The 12,993-nt window shown below is 54.5% G+C and carries 9 protein-coding genes; 2 read left to right on the forward strand and 7 right to left on the reverse strand.

Going from position 1 to position 12,993, the window contains the following annotated elements; genetic code table 11:
• Window positions 1–544 precede the first annotated feature (544 nt).
• Window positions 545–2,443 carry an ArnT family glycosyltransferase gene (locus tag RISK_RS21215; protein WP_047816344.1) on the forward strand — a complete coding sequence of 633 codons (1,899 nt, stop codon included), beginning with the start codon at window positions 545–547 and terminating at the stop codon, window positions 2,441–2,443.
• 24 nt (window positions 2,444–2,467) lie between these two features.
• Here the strand turns inward: RISK_RS21215 and RISK_RS21220 are convergent, their stop codons facing one another.
• The 3 genes from RISK_RS21220 to RISK_RS21230 all read right to left on the reverse strand — a co-directional run bounded on the left by RISK_RS21220 (window position 2,468) and on the right by RISK_RS21230 (window position 8,455).
• Window positions 2,468–4,600 (reverse strand): hypothetical protein, encoded by a 2,133-nt coding sequence (locus tag RISK_RS21220; RefSeq protein ID WP_150122658.1) that lies wholly within the window; start codon window positions 4,598–4,600, stop codon window positions 2,468–2,470.
• A gap of 524 nt (window positions 4,601–5,124) precedes the next feature.
• Window positions 5,125–6,249, reverse strand: a complete 1,125-nt coding sequence (locus RISK_RS21225) for a DUF1559 domain-containing protein (protein ID WP_160311477.1) — start codon at window positions 6,247–6,249, stop codon at window positions 5,125–5,127.
• A 1-nt stretch (window position 6,250) separates the two neighbouring features.
• A complete protein-coding gene (locus tag RISK_RS21230) occupies window positions 6,251–8,455 on the reverse strand; it encodes an EF-hand domain-containing protein (RefSeq protein WP_047816347.1) in 2,205 nt (734 codons plus the stop codon).
• Between the two features lie 743 nt (window positions 8,456–9,198).
• Between RISK_RS21230 and RISK_RS21235 the strand changes: the two genes are divergently transcribed.
• The gene (locus RISK_RS21235; RefSeq protein ID WP_047816348.1) at window positions 9,199–10,788 is read left to right on the forward strand and encodes a type IV secretory system conjugative DNA transfer family protein; all 1,590 of its coding nucleotides are present in this window, start codon (window positions 9,199–9,201) and stop codon (window positions 10,786–10,788) included.
• Here the strand turns inward: RISK_RS21235 and RISK_RS21240 are convergent.
• From RISK_RS21240 to RISK_RS21260, 4 genes are all read right to left on the reverse strand, one after another.
• Window positions 10,770–11,171, reverse strand: coding sequence for a hypothetical protein (locus RISK_RS21240; RefSeq protein WP_047816349.1), 402 nt, complete (start codon window positions 11,169–11,171; stop codon window positions 10,770–10,772). The two genes, RISK_RS21235 and RISK_RS21240, sit on opposite strands and share 19 nt — an antisense overlap.
• Window positions 11,168–11,446 carry a hypothetical protein gene (locus RISK_RS21245; protein WP_047816350.1) on the reverse strand — a complete coding sequence of 93 codons (279 nt, stop codon included), beginning with the start codon at window positions 11,444–11,446 and terminating at the stop codon, window positions 11,168–11,170. Before RISK_RS21245 ends, RISK_RS21240 begins: the two co-directional genes overlap by 4 nt.
• Before the next feature lie 497 nt (window positions 11,447–11,943).
• Window positions 11,944–12,150, reverse strand: a complete 207-nt coding sequence (locus RISK_RS21255; protein ID WP_083435100.1) for a helix-turn-helix domain-containing protein — start codon at window positions 12,148–12,150, stop codon at window positions 11,944–11,946.
• A complete protein-coding gene (locus RISK_RS21260) occupies window positions 12,147–12,920 on the reverse strand; it encodes a hypothetical protein (RefSeq protein ID WP_047816352.1) in 774 nt (257 codons plus the stop codon). The genes RISK_RS21255 and RISK_RS21260 overlap by 4 nt, the downstream gene beginning before the upstream one ends.
• Between the last annotated feature and the right edge of the window lie 73 nt (window positions 12,921–12,993).

Below are 12,993 nucleotides of genomic sequence, written 5' to 3' on the forward strand. Positions count from 1 at the left end.
GACCTCAGGTTCTGCTTGTCCGCGCTCGAGCTGAGCAAACGGCCCCAGTTGAGCTGGTTCAGCGGGAATCGGAAATCGACCGATGGATGGAAACGTAGCCTGATGGCGTCCTTCGCCTCGTGATTTAAGCATCCACTTTGGAAGTTTTTTCGCTTTTTGGCGTAGTCCCAGAGGGAAAGGTGACAGTCATCGACTCGCGAAAGCCGCCTGCCTTTCGGCCTCTAGGGCGATACAGTGTTGGTGCTCGGTGTTGAAGCGGCGACGCGCCGCTTTCTGTGTTAGCTCGGGATCTTTATCGCTGGCGATTTCGGTCACATCTATATCGTTATGCTTTCAACTCTGATGTAATTCAAAGTAGTCTTACGCATGTTGGGACAAATGGGAGGCGCCCCACGAACCTCTTTGATGCAGAATGTCAATGTTTCGACTTCATCCAGATAGGGTAGACTAACCTAAACGTCTAGGCGAAGATCAGAAGTCTCATCTTTATCACCGTTTAGCAGGTTGTTGACGGTTCGCTCTCCTGCGCGTTTGAGAAGTCTGATTGAATCGAAAACACTTCTCCCTTCGAAACTTGAAAATTTGCCTTGCATTGCTGCTCGGGGCACACACCATGCTGTTGGCGTACAGCGGGTGGTGGCAAAGTCCAACGCTGAATGAGCCTGGTCACTTAGTCGCCGGGTCGCACCACTGGAAGACCGGGGATTTTTCGCTGTACCGTGTCAATCCGCCACTAATTCGCTTGGTGGCCTCGGTTCCCGCTACGTTTCAGGGCTACGAAGAGGATTGGTTGGTTAACCAGGAGCATGTGGGCGGTCGACCGGTATTCGGCCTGGCCGAAGATTTCGTTAAAGCCAATGGGAGCCGTTCGCTGCTCTATTTCCGCCTGGCTCGTTGGTCGCTCATCCCGTTCAGCCTGTTGGGTGCCTGGGTTTGCTTCGCTTGGGCGAAAGATCTTTTTGGCGATCTGGCCGGACTGATGGCGGCGACGCTTTGGTGTTTCTCGCCGGTAGTGCTGGGACATGCCTGTATGATTGCACCGGATGCACACGCGACGTCGCTTGGGCTTTCTGCTTGCTATACGTTTTGGCGGTGGTTGACAACACCTTCTTGGCGGCAGGCCATCCTGACAGGTTTCGTGCTTGGCTTGGCCGAGTTATCGAAGACGACGATGATCCTGTTCTATCCGCTTTGGCCGATACTGTGGATCGCGTATCGGTGGAGTGAACGACCGTCGATGACGTTCCGTCGATGGCGTGATGAACCCGGGATGTTGATTCTGCGCATGTTGATCGGGCTGTACGTTCTCAACCTCGGCTACTTGGGCGAAGGTAGCTTTGCCCAGTTGAAAGACTTCCGATTCGTCAGCGACATGCTTACCGGCGACGATGATAACGTCGGTATCGGCGGCAACCGGTTTGCCGATACCTGGCTCGGCGAAGTGCCGGTTCCTCTTCCAGCCAATTACGTCATCGGCATTGATGTGCAGCAGCGAGATTTTGAAAATTTCAGTCGGCCATCATACTTGCGTGGTGAATATCAGGCAAAAGGTTGGTGGTACTACTACGCATACGCGATCTTGGTGAAGGCTCCGCTGGGGACGCTCGGTCTGATTCTGATGGCTTTGATGGGCTCGTTGTTCGGTTGTGGTCCGCGAGCCGACCGGCGGGATTTGCTTATCTTGCTGGCTCCGGCGGTGATCATCTTCGTGGTAGCCAGCTCAAAGTTCGGGTTCAGCCACCATAGCCGATACATTCTACCATGCGTCCCGTTCGTTTTCATTTGGATCGGCGGTCTGTCACGCCACGTCGTTTCGCTTTGGGAGACGGCCTCGGCAATCTGGCGACGACGAACCGTGCTGGTATCAATCAGCCATCGTCGTTGGCGGTCTACTGCGATAGGCTTCATTTCGATTTGCCTACTTAGCTGGACGACTGCCAGCAGCTTAGCGGTCTATCCCCATAGTATTTCGCACTTCAATGAACTGGCGGGTGGTCCGAAAAACGGGCCATCGCACTTGCTCAACAGCAACATCGATTGGGGGCAGGATCTACTGTTCCTCGAAGAGTGGATTCAAGATGAGGGCCACTCGCTAAAAACGCCAGTTCATCTTGCGTTTTACAACTACTACAACCCGTTTGATTTGGGAATCGAAGACATCGAGCCCTGGCCGTTCCGCCGTGACGACTCAAACGAACAATTGGTGCCCGACGGACTTTACGCGGTCAGCGTTAATCTGCTTTACGAATTTCCCTGGCCCGTTCGCGACCGCGATGGGCGGCGTTACTTCATTGACAACCGCCCTATGGCTTACCTGCGAAGCCAAGAACCGGTCGGCTGGGCTGGGTACTCAATTCGCATCTTTTCGGCTCAGCAGGTTCGCGATGCCTACGCCGCACCAACACAGCCACGACTTTGGTTAGGGTTCGATCGCGATCGGTGAATGAAACCTGGTACGTGAACTTCGTTATGTTGTTGTTGGGGTTCGATAACGTCTGAACCCGATGCCCATCATGACCAACCCGGCTAAGCATGCGGCTATGCGAGCAACTGAAGTCGTTGAAAAAGGGTAGTTTGATCCAGTCTGGGTAAGATGCCTAACTGACGGCACGAATGCTGACCTGATGCGCTGCCTCTCTCCGGAGTCCATCGTGACGTACTGCTGCTTTTCAACCTTATCGACGACCCACACATCGGGTTCGTTAAAACACTGTTCCGAACTATCCGTTGAATTTGCTGGAGTTTCACCGTCTGTTTGAGCGGACGCAACGTCGACAAATCGTATCGGTGCCTCCTTCGATTGGCCGTTGACGATTGTCCAGCCTGCCGGATTATTGCTCTCGTCGTAATTGATTTCGATGCACACGTCACCGAACATCGGTGGGAGCGGGCGGCCGTATTCGAACTCGATGGACTCGTCCGCAGTGATAACTTTTCCGTAGTAGCAGCGGATCAGCCCGCCTGCGTCCAAGTCAATCCAAAATCGCCGGATGTATCGATCGTCATCGGGATGGACCTCCTCGAATACTTCGCACTTGTGACCGGCGACGAATTGATCTGACGCAACTTGTTGCAGGTTGGTGATGTCGACATCGAATGGTTCGATGTCGATGCGTCCGAGAGACAACAACGCTGCGGATTGGTGCAGGGAGTCGATTTGGTCTGTTGGATCAAACTCTGGTGAAAGCCTTGCCCACGAAGCGGGATCGTCGAGAAGATTGGAGCGACGAACGGCTTTTGAAAGCCCATGGTCGCCGCAGTCTAGGAAATCGATTGACTCATTTGCTTTGATCCAGCGTTGGAAGGTTTTGACGTTCCGCTGCCGAGGTTGACGATTAGCGAAGCCATTGGCGATCGCTGTCGCAAAATCGGATGGTGCTTCTGGCATATTGAGCATGTATGGCCGGAACTGGACGACCGAGGCTTCATCGCCGCGCGCAAACGCTAAGTTCATTCGCGCCGGATCGTCGTCAATGCGTTGTGAAGCAAAGTAGGTTTGATCTGTGGCGACTTCGACGCGGCGTTCGAAATCGCTATCTGCGAAGCTTCGGACAAACTCGCTTGCACTCTGTCTGCTCCAGGTAATATGCTCGCCAATGGCTTGCTGGGAGCGGGCTTGCAGTAGCTCGATGGTTGATGGCTTGATCCTCTCGCGGTTGGTTCGCATAGCGGTGGCTTCGATCTCCGACGGAGTAATTGCCTCGACGATCACGGGTTCGGACTTCGCACTGTCCATTCGATATCGCAAACGTCGAAAAGCGGCTGTTGATTGCGGTTCTTCAGAAACATCCATCTGGCCGGAACGCGCATGCTGAATACTCAGTTGTGTGAATTCTGCCGCTCCATCGGGCAGGCTCCAGATGGGCCAGCCGTTGACCGATGCGGTGACTGCTTCACCGCTACGAGAGACGCTGACCGTGTTCCATTGCCCAGCTCGGATCGCAAAGCTGCCTGTGAGGTCGAGAGGTTCGTCCTGAGCGGTTGTTCGCGGAACGATCTGGTCGGGGCGAGCGACGCAAAGGCGATGTGACGATACTGGTTCGCTCAAACCACCGGAGTCCAAGATGAGATAAACCGGTTCAGCCAATGTGGCTTCGAAGACCAAATCGAAGTCCTGGCGTTCTTTGAAACTCAATTTTAGGTTAGTCGCCATTGCGTTGGACGATGGGGCCTGTGACTGGGGACTTGTTGTCTCGCCTTCTACTAAGGGTGTGGCAGAAAGCCCCTCACCCCCAGCCCCTCTCCCCGAAGCGGGGCGAGGGGAGCCAGATCTTTGGATAGGTTCTAAAGCTGCAGGGGAATTGATGGGCTGATAGGTTAGCGTTGCTTGATTGATCGGTCGTGATTTGGTGAGCAGCCAGCGATACATCGCGGGGTCGCGATAGGCGTAGTTCCAAGTATCATGCCCCGGTCGGTCGTACTCGGTGACTCGGTAGTCACAGCCCGCGGAATGCAACGCCGCGTTTAGCGATCGGTTTTGCTTGACGACGCCCGGATTGTCGCCTCCGTTGTAAAACAACCAAATCGGTAGTTTCTTTTCCCGCAATACATCAACGGTTGCGTTGGTATCGCCGTACGACGTCGCGGCGACAGAAACCACGGCCGCGAACCGATCGACATTGTCCCCGAGCATTTGAAACAGACCGGCACCGCCGGAAGAAACTCCCGACAAATACACTCGGTCGTCATCGCATTGGTAATCACTCAGCACGGTATTTAGAACTTCGAGCGCAATCGATGGATCGGGCTCACGCGACCATGAACCGCCTTCGGCACACTGCGGAGCGACCGCCAGAAACGGAAAGTCCCGCTGCATTTCCCAAACCGGTCGGCCGAAGTTGTTCGAAATTTGCAGCAGTCCATCCTCGCCGTTTTCTCCATGGCCGTTAAGGAAGAAGAAGACCGGATAGCCATCGCAGTCCGGTGGCGGATCGACGTGCGGAACGAAGACGATGTACCGATGCTCGGTCCCGTTGTCGTCAATCAACACTCGACGAACAAATCCGCGATCGTCTAGCTTGCGTTCATCCAAGAAACGAACGATGCGATCTTGCGTCAGCCAACTGGCAAGTCCCAACGCGTAGATCACGACACCGGCAATGATTGCGTTGCGTTTCCACCGCTTCATGGGCCGGCTCCTGATGCTGGCTCGCTCGTCTGCAAGCTGTCGTTACGAATACCAAGCTTCTGAAATAGTCCGAGTTTGTCGATGTTAGGAATTGGGTCGAGAGGATTGGCTCCTTCGGCTGGAATGGTGTTGTGGAAATCAATTTGGTCGTCGATAAATCGAACGCTTCCATCGGCCATCAAGAAGTTTGCTCCGCCGCCGAGGTGGTAGCTACCAAAGCCGTTCCTCGCCGTGTGTGGCCGGCTCACGGTCAGCCCGTTCTGGCGAGTCACTAATGTCGGGGGCTGGCCTGTCATCTCGGACGTGGTCGACTGGGGCAATTCGTTGATCCGCCACCAGACTCGCCCCAGGCACATCCCGCCGTCTCCGACGCCAACGCCTCGAATGTTGGCGGTCCCAACCCAGCTTGCGCCACCCTGATACCACGCTCGCTCTCCCACCGCGATCGTTTGGCTCACTCCGTCGACGATCTGGCGTCGATGAACTCGGCTGGCCGGATAGAACAGACCGTTGTTCCGTCCGGTGGCTTTCTGGAATTGCTTGGACCATTGGTTCGGCGGAGCCAAATAGAACGGGTGCTGCAGTTCAAAGTAACCAGCACTTCCAACGTAGCTGGACGCGCCGGCATACACACTACCGGAACCTCGATCGAGCGATCGCTGATATCGCGGCAATGGCGCGGAATCCATCGCTTCGCCCAGGCGGTCGCTGGCGCAGCGAAACTCGCCGACGTGGAAACGCAGCATGTTCGCTCTTGCCGGATCACGAATCGCCACCGGCAAGTCGCCGCTATCAATCTGCAGTGACTCATGTAATTCCGGATGCCCTAGATCGGACAACAACAGGGCTGACCAGGCGTACGATGGTTCATTCCATCCCCACGTTTCCGCTCCGTCGGAGTCAATGGTGTAGCCCGATGGAGCATAACCGCTCGGCATCGATAGGTGTCTTTCGTGATAGGCGTCCATTGCCACACCGATTTGACGCAGATTGTTCTGGCAACCCCAATTTCTGGCCGACTCACGCACGCTCAATAATTGCGGCAAGAAGAGGCCGACCACCAAACAGGCCGCACCGCATAGAAAGAACACCTCGGTCAGCCCAACACCGCGACGTAGCATCTCACGACTCCGAGGCGACATCGGTCGCGGCTGGCTGTTTGTTCTTTCCATGCAACCGGCGAATCACCGCACGTCCTATCAGGAACACTAGCAGGACATCGAAGATGACGATGACGACCGTCAGCCAGTTCATCGGCGAACCGATCAATCCGGCGATCCACGCCCAACGCTCGCGACCGGATCGACCGTTCTCCAGCCGGATAAACTCCTCTGGCGATAACGCCGCATCTTTGTCTTGGTCATAGTCATCGAAGACCACTTGTTCGCCCTGCTGAGCTTGCGGCGGAATCCAGCGTGCGTATTCCTCGAAGGTAAGCATTGCGTCGCCATCCGCGTCACGTTTGGCAAATATCACCTGCGGGATCGGCTCGTCCTTAGAAAGAAATTCATTTAGATCCAAGCTGCCGTTTCGATCCCGATCCAGCACGCGAAAGTAACGTTTCTCCTGGGTCTGAACGAACGATGACTCGCCATGACGCGACGCGAACTCGTCCTCGCTAAGCCGTGAATCCCGTGATTTGTCCAGCCTTGCAAAGCCACGTTCTTCCGGCGGCAGGCCACGAATACGTCGTTCTTCGGCCGCCTCCTCGTCAGTCGCTGTAAACTCATTTAAAGACAGCGAGCCATTTTCATCTTGATCGTGCAATTGGAACGTCCGCCGAGCGTGCGGCTCCCACTTCTTGCCAATCGCGTTGGCCAGAAACTCCGCTTGGCTGAGCGATCCATCGCCGTCTTCGTCTTTCTCCCCAAACTTAACTCGAATGTCATCCTTTGAAACGGAGAATTCATCCAACGACAACGTTCCGCTATCGTCAAAGTCGTGTGAGCGGAAAAAGATGCGATCCCACTTCTCGCCAGGATTGCCGAGGTTCTTAGCGACGTGCTCGTCAAGCGTCACGATCCCATCGCCATCGGCGTCTCGCCGGGAAAAATCGATGCGAGGGTCTTTATCGTCGATAATGAACTCTTCACGTGTTGTGATCCCGTCGCGATCCAGGTCGTGCCCGCGAAAGTTCAGTCGCCGCCATTCTTCGTACTGAGTGCCCACAACACCGGCAAGTTGTTCTTCCAATGTCAACTCGCCATCTTTATTTGCGTCTCGTTGAACGAAGAGCATCCGCCGGTCACCATCGGGTATGGAATATTCGTTCATCGACAACACGCCATCGTAATCGGTGTCTCTGCTATCGAAGTGCAATCGCCTCCATTTCTCATGTGGTTTGCCGCGGCTGTCGCCGATCTGTTCTGCGAGCGTCAAGGTTCCACTGCCATCGACGTCCCGAATCGCAAACTCGATTTGAGGTGTTTTCTCACTCAGGCGATTGATCTCTGTCTGTTCAAGTTGCTTGTCGCCATCACCGTCAAGAATGCTAAATAGTTGCTCAGCATGCTCCGGCGTTTTGCCTTCGCCAGCCAGCACGACTGTGAGCTCACGCGCCGTCACCAGGTTGTCGCGGTCGAGGTCGTAGGTTGCGAGGAGACGTTGCTCTTTTGGAAGTTTACTCAAGACGCGTCGGCGCGTGGCTTCCGTCTCAAGTTTATCGAACTCATCAATGGATAATTTTCGATTGCGATCTACATCGAACACCGAGAACTGACTTCTGCGTGAGCTCTCCCAAGACTTCCCGATGTCTTTGACAATGAACTCTTCCAGCGATAACTCCCCATCTCGATTAGAATCACGATATTGAAACTGAATACGAGGAAAGTCCCACAGGTTCGCACGATCTGCGTACTCACCTTCGTTGAGCGAGCCATCCTTGTCGCGATCCAGCACCGCGAACATCTCTTCTGCATATCGCTTATTCACTCCCTCTTTGTTGCCGATAAATTGCTCTCGGCTAAGTTCCCCATCTTCGTCCTTGTCTTCCCGTTTAAAGTCCTCACGGCGCATCACCTGTCGCTCTTCTTCCGTCCAATTTGCCGCTGCTAAGAACTCGTCAACGGTTAATTTCGCATCTCCGTTCAGGTCTTTTCGCTCAAACTCGGAGTCACTCCTTTCACGCATTTTGCCAATCGAACCACCCGAAAACTCCTCTTTGTCAAGAGAATCGTTGTTATCAAGGTCCTTCAACTGGAACACTTTCGAACGGCTGACCTGCTGCTGGGCGAAAGCCTCTCTGCTAGCGGGTATGAAAGCAAGCATGATCGCCGCGAAATACTGCAAGCGAGTAACCAGACGCGACTGAAGCCAACCGTGCGACATCTACGTTAACCTGTTGTACAAGGGAGAAATGGCCCACTATCGCTGCGGCAAACGGACTTGCCATCCAGCAGTGCCCTCGCGCCCCCCCATTGAACCAAAACCAACGGCCCGCTGCAGCTGCCTCGAGGCTTTTCTTTCGATTTACTTCAGCAAGTTTTCGCAGGTGAATCGTCATTCAGAAAATGCAAACGCGTTCGGACGCAGATGCTGATTTCTCGTCACCGCTCTTCAACGGACTGAAACCGTAAGCGATTCCCTCTCAAAGAACCCCTGCCAGCTGTATCTCGGAATGGACCAGCACGCAAATGCAATTTCCATTTCGCTGCGAGTTCAAGATGGAAACGTCTGACTTCGACCACCGGTCTCAACTCAGGTGGAGCGTTGCGTCGAATTCTTCAACAAGCTCCACAAGCAGACGTTCAAAGAAGATGAATATGTCGCCGTCGTCGAAGCCTGCGGCGTGAACGATTGGTTGCTTGTGTAGTTGCTGCAGTATGGTTGTGCTAAGGCGGTACTCATTCAACTTCGAAGAAGCTCGAGGTCACAACCGATCACCGTGATCTCCCATTCGCTTGCAATGTTGCTCTGACCAACTGCAATCGTATCCCGAGAGAGGTGACGGTCACCGAGGTAAGTCAAATTGGATTCCGTCATGATCGCGAGCTCCCGAGTTGCCAAACGCAATCCACGGTACAATCGCTTTTCGTCGTTGAGAAAGCCGCCACTTGTTCTTGGGATCGTTAATGTCAAAGAGTGCGCAACGCGAGTTCGAGCGTTTTGGAGAACTGCTCGAAGACCTGCCGCGTGGCCAATTTGCGAAACACGTCGGGCAGCCGCCGAGCAATTACTTCGAGCATCCTGCGTATGTTGCTTCGACCCCGTCGATGCGAATGGACGTGAAGCACAACCACGAATCGAAGTTGTTTTTGGGGGTGGTTGGTGGTCAAGTTGTCACCGGCAAACGACAAGCGGATGGCAGGATACCGCGGTGGGTTCATGGTGGTGTTCCGATCGGTGTGGCCGACGACCGCCATCACTTCCTTTTGGCCGGCAGCCGCGGCGGAAAGGGACGTGCGTTTCTCAACAACAATCTCTTCCTGGCTCCGAAGTCGACCTCCAATCTGGTTCTCGACCCCAAAGGCGACTTGGCGGCTGAGACTGCGGGCTATCGAGCGGAAGTACTCGGGCAAGACGTTGGTGTGATCGATCCGTTCGGGTGCTCCGGGTCTGGTACAAGCCGTTATCGGATCGGCTTCAACGTCATCGAGGAGTTGTTGCGTTCCGATCGCCAGGTTCTGACCGCGGATGCGATGCAGATCAGTGAAGCACTGGTGATTGAGAATGAATCAGCGAAAGATCCTCACTGGGATGCGGGTGCCAAGGACTTCATTGCTTGTCTTTGTGTCCACGTTGCAACGCATCCGAATTACGAGGGGCAGCGTGACCTTGTCACGGTTTGGGAACTGATGGCATCGGCGACCAAGCCAGATCCCAACGATCCGCATGCGTACGCACTGGAAACTGAGATGCTCGAATCCGATGCAGGCGGAGGCTATGTTCGCGCCGGGGCAAACGCGTTCTATTCGAGAACTGGCGATGAGTTTTCGAGCATGGTTTCGGGGACGCGGCGTCATTTGTCATTCATCGGCATTGAAGCGGTTCGAAACGTGCTGCGAGGACCGTCGGTCAATCCGCGGCAGTTGAAGAATGGTTCGCTCACGCTTTACGTTTCGATCCCGGCGATGCGAGACAAGGCGATGAAAGGATTCAAGCGTTTGGTTGTTCAAACTTGCCTTTCCGCTTGTGAGGCCGAGACGGTAGCCACGGGCAACCAGACCGTTTTTTACTTGGATGAATTCCACAGTCTTGGGCGTCTGGAATGCATCGAGATCGCAATCGCACAGTTTGCTGGTTTGGGCGTGAAGCTGGCGATCATCCTGCAGGACATTTCGCAGATTCAAGCCCTGTATCCAAAGTCATGGCAGACATTCCTGGGCAATGCGGGAACGTTTCAAACCTTTGCTGGATTCGACGAGGCTTCACTGACCTACATCAGCAAACGATTGGGCGAAGCCCTGACGTCCACGCCATCGAGTCATCAACCCAGTCGAGAGCAGGTTATGCAAGACGCCGCCACGGGGACTTCGTGGGCGATTGGAAACAAGCCGCTGATGACTCCCAATGAGATCGAGATGTTCTTTGCTCGGGACGATCCCAAGTTGCGGCAGTTGGTCCTTCGACCCGGCTATCGGCCAATGGTATTGCAGCGATGCTTTTACGACAAAAGCGAATTCATCAAAGATCGCTTGGGACGTCACACGTTGTCCCGTTGATTGGCCTTATTAATGAACGATGAGCTGAAAATCAGGTTTCGAGTGAGCCAGCGGGTCAGGACGAACGTTCCGACAGCCACCTTCGCTACGCAGAAGAAGACTGCACAGATGAAGCTCACGCCAATAAAAAGAAACGCGATCCAAGACGAACAGAAAAGAAGCAAGTAGCCGATCAGCACACTTTGTGGCGACTGCAGAGGACGGATCATGATTGGGCAATGCTCTTGCCAAAGCTGAAAGCCATTGTCATCCGATGCATCCAGGATGAGCAGTCCGGCCACCCAGCCAATCACAATGATCAGCCAAGCATACTCACTCGCAACCTCTGCCAAATCTTTTCGAGTGGCCTTCTCGGTCGCGGCAGAACTCGCGTATGGGTTCACTGGTCCCTGCTTTCCTCGTCCTCGCTGAAAGCGATGAAAAGATGTGCCACCGCATCTTGGAGACCAAGCGTGAATGGCAGTGAAAATTCTTTGACGGTGTCGTGCCCGAACTCGATCAGCTGTGCCGCGGTGAAGTGACCACCCTCGACCAGGAAGTCGTACTGTCCCCAGAACAACAGCGATTGCTCGACAACGATTGCGTTCCCAAGTCGGTCGGTCAGGGTTCGGCTTTTGTGGGTCAACCAGAACTCGGTTTTCTTTTCTGTCCAATACATGATCAACCCTAGCAAACTTGCGCAATGCCGCGCAAGCTTTAAGTTTGACGTGATGTGTTGAAGAGGACTTCGCTCTTTGATTCCGGATGCCTCCCTGCATTTGCAGGTCCTCAATGACTTCGGCCGGCAGAGCCTTTGTTTCTCCTTCCGGCGGTGCGTTCAAATTGCTTGCGTATTGGCCGCTCCCGTGCGGGCCGAGTGTTGGGAAGTTTGCGGATATCAACGTTCCGTTTAGCGACGCTGCGTCGCGCTGCACCGCGTACGGCTCGGGACCCGGACGGTGTGAGCGTCAAGTGCCGTTCGGATAGCGTTTGCTTCAAGCGATCACGCACGACCGTCGCAAAGCTGGCGTGGATCTTCGGCACATGATGCGATCGTTTGAACGCTTCTTTCAAATTGACACGTGGCCGTTGGGCCCTTCTTGCGAAGATGCGTGCAATCCGTGGGATCTTGCAGCGTTTGCGATGGCTCATCAAGTTTCTCCGGCTGTAGGAAAGCTAAAAGTGACGGTGTTGGCGGCTGGGTAACTGCGTGGGTTCATGGCGGCGTTCATCCAAGAACCGATCGAGATCTTCTTCGCTAACCCGCCGGCAAGATCCGATTTGGTAGGATGGAAGGTCCCCCTTCGCGATCAAGGAATAGGCCAAGCTGGCGCTGATCTTCAGTCGTTGAGAAACTTCTTTGACCGTGAGAAGCATGCTCATCTCCTGCTCATCTGAGAAAGATCGAGGTCCATCGCGATGTTTCCTAGGAAGTGTCGGCCGGCATCTGTTTCCGGCTGTGTGAGTGAGATCGCCGCGTTTAGGACCACCGTCAAAGACTCACCTTGTGTGAGCGGGAGTGTCGCGACCGGTAGTGTTCTTAGGCGGTGGGGGCCAGAAGGATGCAGTTGCGGCGTATTGCCCGATCCGCCGACGATTACAAATTCCAGCTTTCGGGCATGACGGAAATGACACTTCGGCCAGATGCGAGGCTGCCCACCGGGCCGCGTCGTCGAGACATATTCGGAGTAACTTTCGGCTTCGAGATCAGACCGGATGGCGATCTTGATCTGAGTCGGTCGACCGCGAAAACGACGTGTGATTCGGACACCGTTGGAGTAAAACCAAGAGCGAAAGCCAATGGCATTGCTGGTAAAGAGGAACGTCAGCCGTTTTGAAAAGAAGAGTCCCGAAAAGCAACGCGGCATGAAATACCAGATTAGCGGTGAGGTCACGAGCGAGACAATCATGTATCCGAAAAGACCAATTGCGCCCCACACAATGACATCTTCTCCGGTCAATCCTCTGGCCGATGGCAAGGCGTTCCAAACCCAAAACAAGACGCCAAGGTGCATCAGAGGAAGGACCAATCGTGTCAATTGATAGCCGCGTTCAACTGCTCGCCAATCCACCACTCGGGTCGACACGTAAGCCTCTCCTCGTTCAGCGTCAAAGTAGAGCGCCGGCGAGGTTGGCAGTCCTGGATCAACCATTCGTCTCATCATCAGAGTGCCTTGAGTGAATTGAGTATGTCACGGAGAAAATCGGCACGTTGTCGATCGACCG

The sequence above is a fragment of the Rhodopirellula islandica genome (assembly GCF_001027925.1).
Lineage (GTDB): Bacteria > Planctomycetota > Planctomycetia > Pirellulales > Pirellulaceae > Rhodopirellula > Rhodopirellula islandica.